This is a genomic window from Scandinavium hiltneri, assembly GCF_024764835.1.
GTDB classification, from domain to species: domain Bacteria; phylum Pseudomonadota; class Gammaproteobacteria; order Enterobacterales; family Enterobacteriaceae; genus Scandinavium; species Scandinavium hiltneri.
Genome location: NZ_JALIGE010000070.1, coordinates 63,639 through 81,072 on the forward strand (window position 1 = coordinate 63,639; position 17,434 = coordinate 81,072).

The 17,434-nt window shown below is 54.0% G+C and carries 18 protein-coding genes; 7 read left to right on the forward strand and 11 right to left on the reverse strand.

What is annotated here, in order from left to right:
• Positions 1 to 2 precede the first annotated feature (2 nt).
• Both panC and panD read left to right on the forward strand, forming a co-directional pair.
• The gene (panC, locus tag MUU47_RS06180; protein ID WP_258987319.1) at positions 3 to 857 is read left to right on the forward strand and encodes a pantoate--beta-alanine ligase; all 855 of its coding nucleotides are present in this window, start codon (positions 3 to 5) and stop codon (positions 855 to 857) included.
• 104 nt (positions 858 to 961) lie between these two features.
• The gene (gene panD, locus MUU47_RS06185) at positions 962 to 1,342 is read left to right on the forward strand and encodes an aspartate 1-decarboxylase (RefSeq protein ID WP_258987321.1); all 381 of its coding nucleotides are present in this window, start codon (positions 962 to 964) and stop codon (positions 1,340 to 1,342) included.
• Positions 1,343 to 1,345: 3 nt separating this feature from the next.
• Here the strand turns inward: panD and MUU47_RS06190 are convergent, their stop codons facing one another.
• The 4 genes from MUU47_RS06190 to MUU47_RS06205 all read right to left on the reverse strand — a co-directional run bounded on the left by MUU47_RS06190 (position 1,346) and on the right by MUU47_RS06205 (position 4,899).
• Complete coding sequence (locus MUU47_RS06190) at positions 1,346 to 2,593, reverse strand: polysaccharide deacetylase family protein (protein WP_258987323.1); 1,248 nt, start codon at positions 2,591 to 2,593, stop codon at positions 1,346 to 1,348.
• Positions 2,594 to 2,654: 61 nt separating this feature from the next.
• Positions 2,655 to 3,095: a PTS sugar transporter subunit IIA gene (locus MUU47_RS06195; RefSeq protein WP_159770975.1), complete on the reverse strand. Its 441-nt coding sequence runs from the start codon at positions 3,093 to 3,095 to the stop codon at positions 2,655 to 2,657.
• 110 nt (positions 3,096 to 3,205) lie between these two features.
• Positions 3,206 to 3,976 (reverse strand): ABC transporter permease, encoded by a 771-nt coding sequence (locus MUU47_RS06200; protein ID WP_110510809.1) that lies wholly within the window; start codon positions 3,974 to 3,976, stop codon positions 3,206 to 3,208.
• The gene (locus MUU47_RS06205; RefSeq protein WP_258987325.1) at positions 3,973 to 4,899 is read right to left on the reverse strand and encodes an ABC transporter ATP-binding protein; all 927 of its coding nucleotides are present in this window, start codon (positions 4,897 to 4,899) and stop codon (positions 3,973 to 3,975) included. The genes MUU47_RS06200 and MUU47_RS06205 overlap by 4 nt, the downstream gene beginning before the upstream one ends.
• 106 nt (positions 4,900 to 5,005) lie before the next feature.
• Between MUU47_RS06205 and can the strand changes: the two genes are divergently transcribed.
• Entirely contained in the window at positions 5,006 to 5,668 is a 663-nt protein-coding gene (can, locus tag MUU47_RS06210) for a carbonate dehydratase (RefSeq protein ID WP_125355767.1), read from the forward strand.
• Between the two features lie 95 nt (positions 5,669 to 5,763).
• On the opposite strand, the gene hpt is transcribed toward can, so the two are convergent.
• Positions 5,764 to 6,300, reverse strand: a complete 537-nt coding sequence (gene hpt, locus MUU47_RS06215; protein WP_258987326.1) for a hypoxanthine phosphoribosyltransferase — start codon at positions 6,298 to 6,300, stop codon at positions 5,764 to 5,766.
• 206 nt (positions 6,301 to 6,506) lie between these two features.
• Here hpt and MUU47_RS06220 point away from each other — a divergent pair, with 206 nt between their 5' ends.
• Entirely contained in the window at positions 6,507 to 8,897 is a 2,391-nt protein-coding gene (locus MUU47_RS06220; protein ID WP_258987327.1) for a glucose/quinate/shikimate family membrane-bound PQQ-dependent dehydrogenase, read from the forward strand.
• 57 nt (positions 8,898 to 8,954) lie between these two features.
• On the opposite strand, the gene cueO is transcribed toward MUU47_RS06220, so the two are convergent.
• Entirely contained in the window at positions 8,955 to 10,529 is a 1,575-nt protein-coding gene (gene cueO, locus MUU47_RS06225; RefSeq protein WP_258987328.1) for a multicopper oxidase CueO, read from the reverse strand.
• Positions 10,530 to 10,674: 145 nt separating this feature from the next.
• Here cueO and MUU47_RS06230 point away from each other — a divergent pair, with 145 nt between their 5' ends.
• The 3 genes from MUU47_RS06230 to speD all read left to right on the forward strand — a co-directional run bounded on the left by MUU47_RS06230 (position 10,675) and on the right by speD (position 12,788).
• Positions 10,675 to 11,022: a YacC family pilotin-like protein gene (locus MUU47_RS06230; RefSeq protein ID WP_110510803.1), complete on the forward strand. Its 348-nt coding sequence runs from the start codon at positions 10,675 to 10,677 to the stop codon at positions 11,020 to 11,022.
• A 97-nt stretch (positions 11,023 to 11,119) separates the two neighbouring features.
• Positions 11,120 to 12,007, forward strand: coding sequence for a polyamine aminopropyltransferase (speE, locus tag MUU47_RS06235; RefSeq protein ID WP_258987329.1), 888 nt, complete (start codon positions 11,120 to 11,122; stop codon positions 12,005 to 12,007).
• Positions 11,994 to 12,788 (forward strand): adenosylmethionine decarboxylase, encoded by a 795-nt coding sequence (gene speD, locus MUU47_RS06240; protein ID WP_258987330.1) that lies wholly within the window; start codon positions 11,994 to 11,996, stop codon positions 12,786 to 12,788. The genes speE and speD overlap by 14 nt, the downstream gene beginning before the upstream one ends.
• A 25-nt stretch (positions 12,789 to 12,813) precedes the next feature.
• Here speD and MUU47_RS06245 read toward each other — a convergent pair whose 3' ends face one another.
• The 5 genes from MUU47_RS06245 to yacL form a co-directional block, all read right to left on the reverse strand.
• Positions 12,814 to 13,581 (reverse strand): DeoR/GlpR family DNA-binding transcription regulator, encoded by a 768-nt coding sequence (locus tag MUU47_RS06245; RefSeq protein ID WP_258987331.1) that lies wholly within the window; start codon positions 13,579 to 13,581, stop codon positions 12,814 to 12,816.
• A gap of 9 nt (positions 13,582 to 13,590) precedes the next feature.
• Positions 13,591 to 14,574 (reverse strand): D-threonate 4-phosphate dehydrogenase, encoded by a 984-nt coding sequence (locus MUU47_RS06250; protein WP_258987332.1) that lies wholly within the window; start codon positions 14,572 to 14,574, stop codon positions 13,591 to 13,593.
• Entirely contained in the window at positions 14,564 to 15,835 is a 1,272-nt protein-coding gene (gene dtnK, locus MUU47_RS06255; protein WP_258987333.1) for a D-threonate kinase, read from the reverse strand. Before dtnK ends, MUU47_RS06250 begins: the two co-directional genes overlap by 11 nt.
• Positions 15,832 to 16,785 carry a 2-keto-3-deoxygluconate permease 1 gene (locus MUU47_RS06260; RefSeq protein WP_258987334.1) on the reverse strand — a complete coding sequence of 318 codons (954 nt, stop codon included), beginning with the start codon at positions 16,783 to 16,785 and terminating at the stop codon, positions 15,832 to 15,834. Before MUU47_RS06260 ends, dtnK begins: the two co-directional genes overlap by 4 nt.
• Before the next feature lie 171 nt (positions 16,786 to 16,956).
• Positions 16,957 to 17,319 carry a protein YacL gene (gene yacL, locus MUU47_RS06265; RefSeq protein ID WP_258987335.1) on the reverse strand — a complete coding sequence of 121 codons (363 nt, stop codon included), beginning with the start codon at positions 17,317 to 17,319 and terminating at the stop codon, positions 16,957 to 16,959.
• Positions 17,320 to 17,434 lie beyond the last annotated feature (115 nt).

Here is a 17,434-nt window from a genome sequence, read left to right on the forward strand (position 1 = left end):
TTGTGTTGATTATCGAAACCCTGCCGCTGCTGCGCCAGCATATCCGTCGTCTTCGTCAGGAAGGCAAACGCATCGCGCTGGTGCCAACCATGGGCAACCTGCACGACGGCCATATGAAGCTGGTTGATGAAGCGAAAGCCGCTGCCGATGTGGTGATTGTGAGTATCTTCGTCAACCCGATGCAATTCGACAGAGCTGACGACCTGGCCCGCTATCCCCGCACCCTGCAGGAAGACAGCGAAAAGCTGAACAAGCGCAAAGTCGATTTCGTGTTCTCCCCTGCCCCGGCGGATATTTATCCGCAAGGTACGGAGACTCAAACGTTTGTCGACGTGCCGGGCATTTCTACCATGCTGGAAGGCGCGAGCCGTCCGGGCCATTTCCGTGGCGTCTCCACCATCGTCAGCAAATTGTTCAACCTGGTTCAGCCGGACGTCGCCTGCTTTGGCGAGAAAGATTTCCAGCAGTTGGCACTGATCCGCAAGATGGTGGCCGACATGGGCTACGATATCGACATCATCGGCGTGCCGACGGTACGCGCGAAAGACGGTCTGGCCCTGAGTTCCCGCAACGGCTATCTCACCAGCGACCAGCGTAAAATCGCGCCGGGCCTGAGCAAAGTGATGAATGCCATGGCAGAAAAACTACGCGAAGGCGATCGTGATCTGGAAGAGATGATCGCGCTGGCAGAACAAGATTTAAACGAGAAAGGCTTCCGCGCCGACGACATTCAGATCCGCGATGCAGATACGCTTTTAGCACTCTCAGATTCCAGCCAGCGGGCCGTTATCCTGATGGCGGCATGGCTTGGCCAGGCGCGTCTTATCGACAACAAAACGGTTGAATTAACTCTGTAGACAGGGGTTAAAAAACGGGCAATACTGCCTATCGATGTGGTGAATATATCCCCGGCCCTCTCGCCAAAGCGGAGTGGGGGCAACACAGCAACAAAGGTAAAGTTATGATTCGCACTATGCTGCAGGGCAAGCTCCACCGCGTGAAAGTCACTCATGCGGACCTGCATTATGAAGGCTCTTGCGCCATCGACCAGGATTTCCTCGACGCATCCGGGATCCTTGAAAACGAAGCCATTGATATCTGGAATGTAAACAACGGCAAGCGTTTCTCAACCTATGCCATCGCGGCAGAGCGCGGCTCGAAAATCATTTCCGTGAACGGCGCGGCGGCACACAATGCCGATGTGGGCGACATCGTGATTATCGCAAGCTTTGTGACCATGTCTGACGCCGAGGCACGCACCTGGCGTCCACACGTGGCCTACTTTGAGGGCGACAACGAAATGAAACGCACGGCCAAAGCCATTCCGGTTCAGGTCGCGTAAGTTCTACCCTTGCGGCTGGTTGCTTATCAGCCGCGACATCGTCTCTAACGAATCCGTTCTTAAGATGTACAGGCGTTTCAGTAAGAACGGATTATCTCCCGGCTTCACCTTCCCTTTCACCGTCGTCACCGCCATATGAAACCCGGCGTCATTCGCCGCCTGCACCGCCGTGGTGTTATAGCCCCCAAACGGATAGGACAGATACAGCACGTGCGGGTTGAACTGGTTCAGCGCCCGGCGTGAACGTTCGAAATCAAACAAAATATTGTGATAGCTGCGGCTCAGCAAAATAGGCCGACGATACGCATCCACGCGGTGCAAAAAGTGGGTGTGCGACTGAACGTCAAACACGTCCTGAATCTGCCTTAGCTCTGAAATACTCATAAACTGCAGTGACTTAGGGTCCCACTTCTGCGGATGACGCTTGATACGCGACGAGATAATGAATGCCGTGGCCTTGAAGCCGTACTCTTTTAGCACCGGCCAGGCGTAGCGATTGACTGATTTCAGACCATCATCGAAGGTAATGACCACCGAACGAGCCGGTAAATTCATCTTATTACGCACATAACCTTCGAGTTGGTACATCGTCAGCGTGGTGTAGCCCTGATCGCGCAGCCAGGTCATTTGGTTGCTGAATGCACGCACCGAGGTCGTCGTAGAGGTGTGGCGAAAACGGGTGTTTTCTTCGTCGCGCAAAATGTGGTGATACGTCAGGATCGGAATGCCGTTATCCTGCTGCGCATCCAGGCTACTGACCCACGCCAGCCGGTTACCAATACGGATTTGAAACCAGGTCTGGTTCAGTCGGTCTTTCAGTTTGGCAATAATCGGGTAGCGGATATTGTCTGCCAGCACGCCAAACGGCGCACTGCCCAGGTTTGGCGCGTTATACACCTTCGTATCCCGCCAGGTAACGAGATTCTGATTACTGAGCGGTTTGTTCAAATCGCCGAGACTGTCTTCCACCCGCTGTTTGCCCTGCACTGGCTCGAGATGCCCTTTATCGATAAACCCGGTGCCAAAGCCAAAGCTGAATTCGTAGTAATCGGCCGCAGTTGGTACCACCGCGAGAATTTGCCCCTCTTCCACGGTTCCGACGGTGACGACGTCATTACCCACCTGCGCCCAGATTATGGCGTCCTCGGTGGTTTGCATGTAGCGGGCGGGCTGCCCATGTTGGCTTAACAAACTGGCAGAGGCACTGCCAGAAAGAAGGACGAAAAAAGAGAAAATAACGCGAATCAGCATGCGCTCTAACCGGTGCGATATGAAGCGGTTAGTTTAACAAAAGTGACATCAATACCAATGGTTAATTTGCATACAGGTCATGCAGCAGGACAAACGGGGGATTTTTTTGCTGTTGATGCCACAGACTGCTGGCATCGGGATAGCCTAAGGTCACGAAAGCATTACGAAATGCCTCGCTACTCAGTGTAGCGCGCAACGGTACCATTCTTTCGATAAGCGAATAGCTGATACCGGAAATGACTTCACAGTGGGAGTGTTTATGGCTCATTAACGCGGCAACGCGATAGGGCGCGTCCCCCGCACTGTCGGTCAGAAAAATAACGCCATCACCGGAATCGGTTTCATGCAGCGCATCACACATCATACGACTGAGCATATTGGTGCTGAGACCACGCCAGAAACTCACCACCCGGCACTGCGGCAGTGGCCCAAATTTCTTTTCCAGACGATCCAGCAGCACCTGCGCCCTATCGTCATGACAGGTAATCACCCAACCCAACATAGCCCAGCTCCTTAGCAGACAAGTAGTTTAGCGGAGGGAAGGTTCAGGAGGGGTGCGATTGATCAAGGTTTGAGGCCGGGCAACGGTGCGTCGCCCGGCTAAAAACAAACTTAGCTACGCAGCCCGCGACCTCGCTGGATCAAGTACCAACACAGGGCGTAGAACGCGGCGATAAACACGACCAGCACACCGACGGTCGTGAACAGCGGGACGTCGGAGATGCCGAGGAAGCCGAAGCGGAAGCCGCTTATCATGTAGACAATCGGGTTCAGATGCGACAGCGCCTGCCAGAACGGCGGCAGCAGCGTCAGCGAGTAGAACACTCCGCCAAGATAAGTCAGCGGCGTCAGCACGAAGGTCGGGATCAGGCTGATATCATCGAACGTTTTGGCGAAGACCGCGTTCAGCAGGCCCGCCAGCGAGAACAGGATCGCCGTCAGCAGCAGCGTCAAACCGACGAACAGCCATGAATGCACCTGGAATGGCACAAAGAACAGAGAAATCGCGGTAACCAGCACGCCGACACACAGCCCGCGCGCCACGCCGCCACCGACGTATCCGGCGATAACCACGTGCGTTGGCACCGGCGCCACCAGCAGCTCTTCAATGTTGCGCTGGAACTTGGCGCTAAAGAACGACGATGCCACGTTCGCATAGGCGTTGGTGATTACCGCCATCATTATCAGGCCTGGCACGATGAACTGCATGTAAGTAAAGCCATGCATCTCGCCAATGCGTGAACCAATCAGGTTGCCGAAGATGATGAAATAAAGGGTCATGGTGATGACCGGCGGTACCAGGGTCTGGATCCAGATGCGCATGAAGCGGTTAATTTCTTTGGCCCAGATACTTTTCAGCGCCACCCAATAGAGCTGCATCATGCCTGTTCTCCTGTCTTATTATGAACCAGCGTGACGAACAGCTCTTCCAGACGGTTGGCTTTGTTACGCATACTCAATACCTGCACGCCCTGCTCGCTCAACTGAGCAAAGACGCTGTTAATCCCCTGCTCACGCAGCACTTCCACTTCAAGCGTTGAGGTATCGACCAGGCGATACTGATAGCCTTCGAGGTGCGGCAGCGGGCTTTTCGCCGCGAGATCGAGAATAAAGGTTTCAGACTTCAGCTTCGACAACAGGTTTTTCATCGAGGTATTTTCCACCAGCTGGCCGTGCTGAATGATGCCGATGTTGCGGCACAGCATTTCAGCTTCTTCCAGATAGTGCGTGGTCAGAATGATGGTGGTGCCTTTGTCGTTGAGATCTTTGAGGAAGCCCCACATTGAACGACGCAGTTCGATGTCAACGCCCGCGGTAGGCTCATCCAGAATCAACAGTTTGGGCTCGTGCATCAGCGCACGGGCAATCATCAGACGGCGCTTCATGCCACCGGATAACATCCGCGCACGTTCGTTGCGTTTTTCCCACAAATCGAGCTGTTTCAGGTACTTTTCGCTACGTTCAAGCGCTTCTTTGCGCTCAACGCCGTAATAGCCCGCCTGGTTAACAACAATCTGTTGTACCGTCTCGAACGGGTTGAAGTTGAACTCCTGCGGAACCAGTCCGAGCTGGCGTTTGGCATTGACCACGTCTTTCGCCAGATCGTAGCCAAATACATTGACCTGACCGGAGGTTTTGTTCACCAGCGAGCTGATGATCCCGATCGTCGTGGATTTCCCCGCACCGTTTGGGCCTAGCAGAGCATAAAAGTCCCCGGCTTCGACCGTCAGGTCAATGCCACGCAGCGCCTGAACGCCGCCTGGGTAAGTCTTTTTAAGCTGTTTCAATTCAAGTGCAATGGTCATTCAGTGTCTCTTATTCAAATCTTGCAATCGATGTATGGTTTTAAATAAAGCCGAGTTGACCTATATTAGCGCAACGCACTTACTTGGTTACAGGTCATTAACCTCCATGAACGACATAGATACACTCATCAGCAATAATGCACTATGGTCAAAGATGCTGAATGAAGAGGATCCTGGTTTCTTTCAGAAACTGGCACAGGCGCAGAAACCGCGCTTTCTATGGATTGGATGCTCAGACAGTCGCGTTCCAGCGGAACGTCTGACGGGTCTGGAGCCGGGTGAACTGTTTGTTCACCGTAACGTGGCCAACCTGGTCGTCCATACCGACTTAAACTGTCTTTCCGTGGTTCAGTATGCGGTAGATGTGCTGGAAGTCGAACACATCATCATTTGCGGTCACTACGGCTGCGGCGGTGTACAGGCAGCGGTTGAGAACCCTGAATTGGGACTGATCAACAACTGGCTACTGCACATTCGTGATATCTGGTTCAAGCACAGTTCACTGCTGGGCGAAATGCCGCAGGAACGCCGTATGGACACCCTGTGTGAACTGAACGTGATGGAGCAGGTGTATAACCTCGGCCACTCTACGATCATGCAGTCTGCCTGGAAACGCGGGCAGAAAGTGACGATCCACGGCTGGGCTTACGGTATTCATGATGGCCTGCTGCGTGACCTCGACGTCACCGCGACCAATCGCGAAAGCCTGGAACAGGGTTATCGCATGGCGATCTCGAACCTGCACACTCGCCACATCAATCACAAATAAGCCTGTAAAAAAACCGGGTGGCGACTTCGCCTGACCCGGCCTACGACAATGCATGCTTTAAGCCCGGTCCGCGTTTGCGCCACCGGGCTTTTTATTTACTCGCCCTGCGGCACCACTTTCCCGACGTACGGCAAATGGCGATAACGCTGTGCGTAATCAATGCCATAGCCCACAACAAACTCATCAGGAATGGAGAAACCTACGAATTCCACCGGGACGTCAACTTCGCGGCGTTCGGGTTTATCGAGCAGAGTACAAATTGCTAAGGATTTCGGACCGCGCAGGCTCAGGATCTCACGCACTTTAGACAGCGTGTTTCCGGAGTCGATGATGTCTTCAACAATCAGCACGTCTTTACCGCGGATATCTTCGTCCAGGTCTTTAAGGATCTTCACATCACGGGTGGTCGACATACCGCTGCCGTAGCTGGAAGCCGTCATAAAATCGACTTCGTGGGGGACGTGCACTTCACGACACAGGTCCGCCATAAACATAAATGAGCCGCGAAGCAGGCCAACCAGCACCATTTCGCTGCCGCTGTCCTGATAATGTTCGGTAATTTGACGGCCCAATTCGGCGATACGCGCTTTGATCTCCGCTTCCGGGATCATCACTTCAACAGTATGTTTCATATAACTAACCATCTGATTTAAGAGATAAATCTCTCAACCACGTATACCTCAGTATACGCCGCTGATCGGCAAGCCACGCAGTATACCAGTAAAAGCATTTATGGGGTGTATGAGATAAGAAAGCTCAATTTGTGATTCCGATCACACTTGTTAAATCCTATACTTAGTTGCTACTAAAAAATTAACAACATATAGGTGTGCTTTCTATGGCAGAAACAAATCCACAACAGAGCGGGCTTCTTGTGAAGCTGACGGCGCTGTTTGCAGCCTTTTGCGGGCTGTATCTGTTAATCGGCGGAGTCTGGCTCGTTTCATTGGGCGGCTCCTGGTATTACCCTATCGTCGGGCTGGTCATGCTCGCCGTCACCACCATGCTGTGGCGCGGTAAACGTTCCGCCCTGTGGCTGTATGCGCTGGTGCTACTCGTCACCATGATCTGGGGCGTCTGGGAAGTCGGTTTCGACTTCTGGGCACTGACGCCGCGCAGCGACATTCTGGTGTTCTTCGGCATCTGGCTGATTTTGCCATTTGTCTGGCGTCGTCTGATTGTGCCCTCCAGCGGAGCAGTTGCCGCACTGGTCGTGGTGCTGCTGATTTCTGCCGGTATTCTGACCTGGGCGGGCTTCCACGATCCGCAGGAAATCAACGGTACGCTGAGCACCGATGTGACGCCAGCGGCACCGATTTCTCAGGTGGCTGATCAGGACTGGCCAGCGTATGGTCGTAATCAGGAAGGCCAGCGCTGGTCCCCACTGAAACAAATCAACGCCGATAACGTTCATCAGCTGAAACAAGCGTGGGTCTTCCAGACCGGCGACCTGAAGCAACCGAACGATCCGGGTGAAATCACCAACGAAGTGACGCCAATTAAAGTCGGCGACATGCTGTATCTCTGCTCCGCGCACCAGCGTGTATTCGCTCTGGATGCCGCGACCGGCAAAGAGAAATGGCACTTCGACCCGCAGCTCAATACCAATACCTTCTTCCAGCACGTAACCTGCCGCGGCGTGTCGTATCACGAAGCCAAAGCCAACAGCGCGCCGGCTGACGTGGTGGCGGATTGTCCGCGTCGTATTCTGCTGCCAGTGAATGACGGTCGTCTGTTCGCGCTGAATGCCGATACCGGCAAGCTGTGCGAAACCTTCGGCAACAAAGGCGTGCTGAATCTGCAGAGTAAACAACCCGTGACCACGCCGGGGATGTACGAACCGACGTCGCCACCGATTGTGACCGATACCACCATCATCATCGCCGGTTCCGTGACCGATAACTTCTCGAACCGTGAAGCATCTGGCGTTATCCGCGGTTTCGACGTGAACACCGGTAAACTGCTGTGGGCCTTCGATCCAGGCGCGAAAGATCCCAATGCTATCCCGGATGACGAACATCACTTCACGCTGAACTCGCCGAACTCCTGGGCACCTGCGGCATATGATGCGAAGCTGGACCTGGTGTATCTGCCAATGGGTGTCACTACACCGGATATCTGGGGTGGTAACCGCACACCGGATCAGGAACGTTACGCGAGCGCGCTCGTTGCGCTGAATGCGACCACCGGTAAGCTCGCCTGGAGCTACCAGACCGTTCACCACGATCTGTGGGATATGGACCAGCCGTCACAGCCTACGCTTGCCGACATTACCGTGGGCGGCAAAACCGTGCCGGTGGTCTACGCGCCGGCGAAAACCGGTAACATCTTTGTGCTCGACCGTCGTAACGGACAGTTGGTTGTCCCTGCGCCGGAAAAACCGGTTCCACAAGGTCCGGCCAAAGGCGATCGTCTGAGCCCAACTCAGCCGTTCTCTGACCTGACTTTCCGTCCAAAGAAAAATCTTTCTGGCGCGGATATGTGGGGTGCGACCATGTTCGACCAGCTGGTGTGCCGCGTGATGTTCCACCAACTGCGCTACGAGGGCATCTTCACGCCACCGTCTGAGCAGGGCACGCTGGTATTCCCGGGTAACCTGGGGATGTTCGAATGGGGCGGTATCTCCGTCGATCCAAACCGTCAGGTGGCTATTGCTAACCCAATCGCCCTGCCGTTCGTTTCTCGTCTGATGCCGCGCGGTCCGGGTAACCCGATTGAGCCGCCTAAAGATGCGAAAGGTTCCGGCACCGAAACCGGTATTCAGCCACAGTACGGCGTGCCGTATGGCGTGACGCTGAACCCGTTCCTGTCGCCGTTTGGCCTGCCGTGTAAACAGCCGGGCTGGGGTTATATCTCCGCTCTGGATCTGAAAACCAACCAGATTGCATGGAAAAAACGTATCGGTACGCCGCAGGATAGCCTGGGCTTCCCAATGCCGTTTAAACTCCCGTTCAATTTGGGGATGCCAATGCTGGGTGGCCCAATGTCCACCGCCGGTAACGTCCTGTTTGTCGCGGCAACTGCGGATAACTATCTGCGCGCGTACAACATGACTAACGGTGACAAACTGTGGGAAGGCCGTCTGCCAGCGGGTGGACAGGCAACGCCGATGACCTATGAAGCGAATGGCAAGCAGTACGTTGTCATCTCAGCGGGCGGTCACGGTTCGTTTGGTACGAAGATGGGCGATTACATTGTGGCCTACGCTCTTCCGGACGACGCAAAATAAAAGCAAAACGGCAACCACATGGTTGCCGTTTTTTATGGTTGCGCTACCGGCCATTTTTTACACCGTAAACCCAAGCATCATTCCCGTATCTTCATGCTCTAACAAATGACAATGCGCCATATACGCATGCTCTTTCGATGCTTCGTGGTCAAACTTCACTAATACCTCGCTGACGCCCCCTTCCACGCGAACCGTATCCTTCCAGCCCGACCGATGAGCCGCTGGCGGTTTGCCATTTTCTGCAAGAATTCTGAACTGGGTTCCGTGAATATGGAACGGATGCAGCATCATGTCGCCTTCGCCCGAAATCGTCCAACGCTCAAACTGCCCGCGGCTCGCGGCGAACATCGGCTTATTCATATCGAAGGCCTGGCCGTTAATGCGATTGGCATTGTGGAAATCAAAGCCCTGAGCACCGTGATTCATATGACCCATATTACCGTGGTCCATCCCTTCCATCTTCATGTCACCGTGGCCCATCATTTGGCCGTGATCCATGCCGCCCATTGCTTGCTTGCCGTACTTTTTCATCAGCGCCTGCATGCCCATCATGTCGAGCATTGGATCCATCGACAGCTGGAATTTACGCTGCGTCAGGCCCTCGAGGGAAGGTAGCGCAGGCAGCTTCGCCAGTGTGTCCGGCAGCGTTGCGGATGCCGGGATCGGCAGCGGCTGAATGCGCATCACCGGGTGAGCCTTATCAAACGGCGCCACTGCCATTCCCATTTGATTCACGGGCAACATCACCAGGTCAAACGGTTTGCCATCGCTGGTGTCCACCAACACTTCGAAACGTTCGCCCATCAGCATTGGCAGCTCGGTCACTTTTACCGGTTCGGTTAACAGGCCGCCGTCGCTGGCAATCACGTACAGCGGACGGTTATCGCTGGCCGCCAGATTCAGCGAGCGTGCGTTACAGCCGTTCAGCAAGCGCAGACGCAGCCAGCCTTTAGGCGGCGCATGCTGCGGGTAAATCGCGCCATTGGTCAGCAGCGTATCGCCAAACCAGCCCACCGCGGCGCTCATGATATCCAGCTGATAATCAATTTGCCCCTCGGCGGTAAAACGCTTGTCCTGGATAATCACCGGCACATCGTCAATGCCCCACTGTTTAGGCAGCAGCAGCGAATGGATCAGCGGGTCTTCAATGAGTACCAGCCCCGCCAGCCCCATCGCTACCTGATGCCCGGTTTTTCCGTGCTGATGCGGATGGAACCAACAGGTCGCGGCCTGCTGCGTCGGGGTAAAAGTGACGGTACGCGTGGCGCCGGGCTTGATAACGCCCTGCGGGCCGCCGTCGACGTCGCCTGGAATTTCCAGCCCATGCCAGTGCACGGTGGTGTCTTCAGCCAGCTGATTATGGATATCCACGGTAACCGGTTTGCCCTGCTGCAATTGCAGCGCCGGGCCCAACAGATTGCCGTTATATCCCCAGGTGGTCGCGTTGTGCGGTCCAAACTGGGATTTGCCACTTTGTACCGTCAGCGAAATGCGGCTGCGGGAATCCGTGGTGAGTAAATTGGGGATCGGTAACGCGGGGCGATCGGCCGCCAGTGCGCTTCGACTCCATAACGGTAATGCGCTGGCGACCCCTACTGCGGCGGCTAATTTGATAAATTCACGACGTTGCATCTTCACTCCCTTTTCGTCTGCAGGCGATTTATTGAGCTTAAACCTTTCCCTTAGCGGAAGGTCAAGCATAATCCCATTAATAAAGCCCTGCGCAGGTTTTAGAAGTGTGCTAACGTTGAATTTCGTGGATGCATTGGTAACTAAAATGAAGACGTTTTTTAGAACTGTGGTACTCGGAACTCTGCTTGCTATCTCTGCTAACAGCTATGCATTGAGCGAATCCGAGGCCGAAGATATGGCCGATCTCACGGCGGTATTTGTGTTCCTGAAAAACGACTGCGGCTACCAGAATCTGCCGAACCAGCAAATTCGCCGTGCTTTGGTCTTTTTTGCCCAGCAAAACCAATGGGATCTGAGCAACTACGACACCTTTAACATGAAGGCGCTCGGCGAAGACAGCTATCGCGATCTCAGCGGTATCCGCATCCCTACCACTAAAAAGTGCAAAGCGCTGGCTCGCGATTCTCTGAGCCTGCTCGCGTACGTCAAGTAACCCCTTCTGCTGAAATAATGACCGTGCAACACCGGTCATTGTTGGCTATGATGTTGCGCCTATTTTGAAAAGGTGTTAACGAAGGAGGTATCCACCAATGGCCGACAATTCCCAGTGGCATGAAACGCTGCACGACCAGTTTGGTCAGTACTTTGCCGTTGATAACGTGCTCTATCATGAGAAGACGGATCATCAGGATCTGATTATCTTCGAGAACGCCGCCTTTGGCCGCGTGATGGCGCTGGACGGTGTGGTGCAAACCACCGAGCGCGACGAGTTTATCTACCATGAAATGATGACTCACGTTCCCCTGCTGGCCCACGGTCATGCGAAACACGTACTGATCATCGGCGGTGGCGACGGCGCAATGCTGCGTGAAGTAAGCCGTCACAAAAACATCGAAACCATCACCATGGTCGAGATTGATGCGGGCGTGGTGTCCTTTTGCCGCCAGTATCTGCCGAACCACAATGCCGGAAGCTACGACGATCCGCGCTTCAGCCTGGTTATTGACGACGGCGTCAATTTTGTTAACCAGACCACGCAAACGTTTGACGTGATCATTTCCGACTGTACCGACCCGATCGGTCCCGGTGAAAGTCTGTTTACCTCGGCATTTTATGAAGGCTGCAAACGTTGCCTGAATCCGGGTGGGATTTTCGTGGCGCAGAACGGCGTGTGCTTCCTGCAACAGGACGAAGCCCTCGATAGCCATCGCAAGCTCAGCCGCTACTTTGGCGATGTCAGCTTCTACCAGGCGGCCATCCCAACGTATTACGGCGGCATCATGACCTTCGCCTGGGCGACGGACAACGAAGCGCTGCGCCATCTCTCCACCGAGATTATCCAGGCCCGATTCCATCAGGCTAATTTGACCTGTCGCTACTACAATCCGGCGATCCACACCGCGGCCTTTGCCCTACCGCAATACCTGCAGAACGCGCTGTCTGCCCTTGAGGAGGTGAGCCCAATTGAAAAAGCTTAAACTGCATGGCTTTAACAACCTGACCAAAAGCCTGAGTTTTTGTATTTACGATATCTGTTACGTGAAAACGGCAGAAGAGCGCGATGGTTATATCGCCTATATCGACGAACTCTATAACGCCAACCGTCTGACCGAAATCCTGTCTGAAACCTGCGCAATAATCGGCGCCAATATTCTGAACATCGCCCGTCAGGATTATGAACCGCAGGGTGCCAGCGTCACCATTCTGGTGAGCGAAGAGCCGGTTGACCCGACGCTTATCGACACCACCGAACATCCCGGCCCGCTGCCGGAAGCCGTGGTTGCCCATCTCGATAAAAGCCATATTTGCGTGCACACCTACCCGGAAAGCCACCCGGAAGGCGGCCTGTGTACGTTCCGTGCCGATATTGAAGTGTCGACCTGCGGAGTGATTTCACCGCTGAACGCGCTGAATTACCTGATTCATCAGCTGGAGTCGGATATCGTGACTATCGACTATCGCGTGCGCGGTTTTACCCGCGACGTGAACGGCATGAAGCACTTTATCGATCACGAAATTAACTCCATTCAGAACTTTATGTCCGATGACATGAAGGCGCTGTATGACATGATGGATGTGAACGTGTACCAGGAAAACATCTTCCATACCAAGATGTTACTCAAAGAATTCGACCTGAAGCACTACATGTTCCACACCAAACCGGAAGACTTAAGTGAAGAAGAGCGGCAGGCAATTACCGCCCTGCTCTGGAAAGAGATGCGCGAAATTTACTACGGCCGCAATATTCCCGGCATTTAGTACTCTCCAACAGCTGAGGCTGCTCTTACTCTGGTTGAACGAGCCGAAGGGTGATTTCACGCCCTTTTAGCTCGGCTTGCACCTCAGGCGAAAGGAGCGTATCGGTGATCACATCGTTAAAATCGGCAAGTGTTGCCACCGTGAATAACGAATGAGCGCCATATTTACTGCTGTCGGCAAGCAGCACTTTGCGTTGAGCATTAGCGATAATGTCCTGCTTCAGCCCGGATTTCTCTTCCGTTGGCGTTGTGACGCCAGTCGTGGCACTCCAGGAGTTACAGCTCAGAAAAGCGATATCAGGGAAAACGCTGCGAAGCATTTTGCGACCATACTCACCGATACAGGACTGACTGCTGTCATCAATTCGGCCGCCAACGATGGTTACTTCAATCTGCCTGAACTCGGATAAAAACAACGCGATATGCAAATCAACGGTAATCACCCGTAAGGGTAAATGCGTTAAGCACTTCGCCAGTTCGAGCATCGTGGTTCCGGCATCCAAAACGACGGCATCTCCCGGTTTAACCAGCGAGGCGGCGAAGCGAGCGATCGCCTTTTTTTCAGCAGGCGATCGCAGTTGCTTTTCGTTAGTCGTAGGTTGCACGGGTTCAAAGCGACGCAATGCAACGCCGCCATGGCTTCGGCTGATCACACCCTGTTCATCCAGTTTGATCAAATCACGTCGGATAGTGGCCGCAGAGGCATCAACCGCCTCAACCAGTTGTTCTACCGTAACCAGCGTATGGTTTTTTAGATACGCCACAATATTATCCAGACGGTGTTGTCCTTTCATAACAGGATATTACGCCAGTTGCCTTGCCAGTTTGATCGAGACAGTCATGCTCTCAGATTTTGCTTTTCCCGTCCAGGCGATATCAAATGCGGTGCCATGATCGGCAGAGGTCCGAATAAAAGGCAGACCAGCTGTAATATTTACACCGTCATAAAACCCCATAAGTTTCAAAGGAATATGCCCCTGATCGTGATACATCGCGACTACCATGTCGTACTGCCCTTCATAAGCCTGGAGAAAGACAGTATCAGGCGGGCAAGGGCCGTAAACCTCGATCCCTTTTGCCCTGGTGCTGGCGATGGCGGGTGCCAGGAATCGGCTCTCCTCATCACCAAACAGACCATTTTCACCCGCATGAGGATTAACTCCGGCAACCGCGATTCTGGGTTTCGTGTATCCGACACGCTTCAGAAAGGTATCCGCAATACCAATAACGGTTTCGACACGGGACGTGTTCAGCGTGTCCAGGAATTTACGCAAAGCAATATGTGTAGAGACATGGATAACTTTTAGCTTTTCCGTGAACAGCACCATTGCATAATCACGGCTTTCAGTCAGCGCCGCCAACAGCTCTGTATGCCCCGGATAGTTGTGCCCGGCGAGATGCAACGCTTCTTTATTCAGGGGGGCCGTGGCAATCGCATGGACGTCCCCTTTCAATGCCAGCTCCGTCGCCCGTTTAACACAGCGATAAGCCAGATCACCCGCCTGAGCCTGAACTTTACCAGGCTCGAGTCGTTGTGGATCCGCCAGTGGCTCATCGATCACATGGATAACACCCGGCGTAAAGCGAGCGGCGGATACCTCATTGATTGCACGAAACTCAACCCCCTCTGCCAGGCCTTTTTCCTGTAACCGTTGCAGAATACGCAGACAACCCACGACCACCAGCGGTGCCCCGTTGAGTTCATCTTCCATTAATGCTTTAACAATGATTTCAGGCCCAATCCCCGCAGGATCGCCCATTGTGATTGCAACAGTTTTAGTGCCCACTATACATCTCCTCAATATAATAAAGCGCATCACACAGCGTGCTATCCGAACCAAATCCCCCTGCCTTAGTGATCACAGGCAAATCGTCCAGTTCGCTATTGATAAATGTCCCGCAAGGGATACAGGGCGCGACCTCACTCTGGATCCGGTATCCCTCTGCGCCCAATGCAGTGGCAACCGCAGTCGCAATATCGCCCCCCGTCAGAAATAGGCCGCCGACCCGTGCTTGCGCCAGGATCTTCAGCGTGATCGCCCCAATACGTTGGCTTAACACATCGCCCAATTGCTGACGATTCATGCCGGAAGAAGCACATAACGCATCAATATGCTGTCTCTCTTCCGCACTGCGACTGGTACGTAAGATCGTATGGTGTTGACGACTTAGCTGCGCACAGGCTTGCTCTGTCACCGAGGCTATCTCCAGTGCGTACGAAGAGGAGACCAGGCGGGATACATCGATATCCACCACCTGCGCTCGCCCCTGGCAAAGCGCACGCTCCACCTGCCGACGTGTGGCCTCACTCATTGAACCCGCCACCACAAGCACCGGTAAAGCCTGCTGTTCATGCATAAAGAGGCTGACAGGTAAGGCATTCGCGAGACCCGCCGCACCGACCATCAGCGGAAGTGGTGTTTGTTCGCTGAGCGCTTGTGCAATAAGCATCAAATCGCGATCTTCAACGGCATCGACGACGACCATACACTCAGCCTCGGCGGCCCAGCCGCTTAACAACGCGCTTAATCGTCCACGACGAAGATCCGCAAGGTGGACTTCGTGAACAGGCATGTCGCTTTGCAGTGCAACCAGCCCGGCAATTCTTGAGGAGGTGATCGGCGTTTTCGGATCGCTGGCAAATTCGGTGTCCAGAAGCGGAACGCCATTGACCAGACAATGGCCATCCTGTGTCGTACGCCCGGCTGAAGGGATTGCCGCGGCAATCACCGCCAGACGGCGACCGCTGGTTTGCATCGCCGCGACCACCTCCACCCCCACGTTGCCACGGAAGGTTGAATCGATTTTTTTGTACACCAGCGGTAGCGTCGCGGTTTCACACCAGGGCCGAAGAGCGCGACGAACAGACTCTGCGGCTTGTTCCGCAGGCATTGCCCGGCTTTCAGTATTGATGATTAGCACATCCGCATGGCGTGAAGGCTTCTGCGCATTACGGAGCATCACTTCCGTCCTTGCGCCCTTTTTCGCCAGCTGCACACCCGTATCGTTCGCCCCGGTAAAGTCATCAGCGATAACGATCATTTTCATGCGCTTTTCTCCTGGGCCAGCAGTCGGGCCCGCTTCTTCGCCACCCATGAGGTTAATATCGGGGTCAGAATTGCAGTGGTGATCACCGAAGCCGCGATCAGCGGGGCTGCCGCTGCGGCAACAGCCGCTAATGACGGATCGGCCTGTGCAATGGCGAGCGGCGTTGCCACCGCGTTGCCTGCCGTACTGGATGCGGCGGCACCAGCAATACCGCTTCCACCCACCAGACGATCGGCACGAATGTTAAAGAAGCCGCCGATAAACGTGGTCAACACGCCAAGCAGGATCCCCGCCAGGCCGCCCTGTAACAGCATTTCAAGGTTAATCCCGGCCCCGAGGGCAAAGGCGAAGAACGGGATCAGCAACGGCCCGCCTTTGGTCAGGAAGTCACGCATATTCGCATCGAGGTTCCCCAGGGTCATCCCGACCAGCAGTGGGATCAACACCGCCACCAGCGCCATAATGGGAATATTGGCCATACCTGCCGCGCCAAGCGCGATCATGGTGAAAAAAGGCCCGTCATTGAGAGATAAGATAGAAATCGCGCCGACATCGCGTTCGTTACCAAATTCGCCAACTAAGGCCGCATAAAGCCCGCCATTGGAGTTGCTCATCGCGGCAATGATGGCTACGCCGCTTAAGCCGAAGATCCCTTCGGCACCAAACAAATGCTCAACCCCCAGTCCTAAAGCGATAGCGACGAGCAGCTTAGTGAGTGTAATCGTACCGCCCTGCAACAAGGCTTGCGGCGCGGCTTTTACACTGATACCCGCCCCCATGCAGAGCAGAAATGCGCCTATTAAAGGCGCTGCGCCATTTTTAAAGAGCGCAGTAGTAAAGCCGCCAATCTCCAACGCCTGTGGCGCAAATGTGTTGACGATTGCCCCAATAACCAGTGGCACGACCATCATGCCGCCAGGGACCCGCTCAATTGCTTTCTTGATGTTCATGTCGTTCCACCTGTCCGAAGTGATTAAATAAAATCATATTGATTATATTAAATCAAATAAAACCCGAAACACCCTTAGATCACAGTTTCAAAATGATCACAAATAATCAATTAATCATTTTGAGCAAAAAAAAGCCGGGGTAGATCCCCGGCCGTGTGTTGCTGATAACAATTAAGCTTTACTGACAAACTCGCGATACGCTGCAATCACCAGAAGAAAGTCTTCTACGCCACACATCGACAGGCTTTCCTCGTCGTAATAATTCATCCCTTCTTCCATCTCATCGCCGGAAAACTCCAGCAGATTCGCGCGAACCATCACTTCTTCGCCGTCCAGCCACAGAGTATATTCATGACCCGTTCGCTGCCAGGAACGCTCGGTGCCTTTTACCGCCGCTGCCGCCTGTTCAACTTCATCCAATAGTGCGAGGTTATCTTTCACCTCTTCGTTGAACCAGTGCCCGACGACTTCGTGGCCCATCGACATCCGCACTTTTACGCCTCCGGTAATATCGCGCAGAAATTCGTATTCCATAGTGTCTTCCTCGTAAACGGCAACGCGTCACAGCTGCATTGCACCTGTGCTAATTATCGCAGTTAGGGAGGAGAAAAAAAGCGTGGCGGGTGTAAGGAATGGAAATAAAAAACCT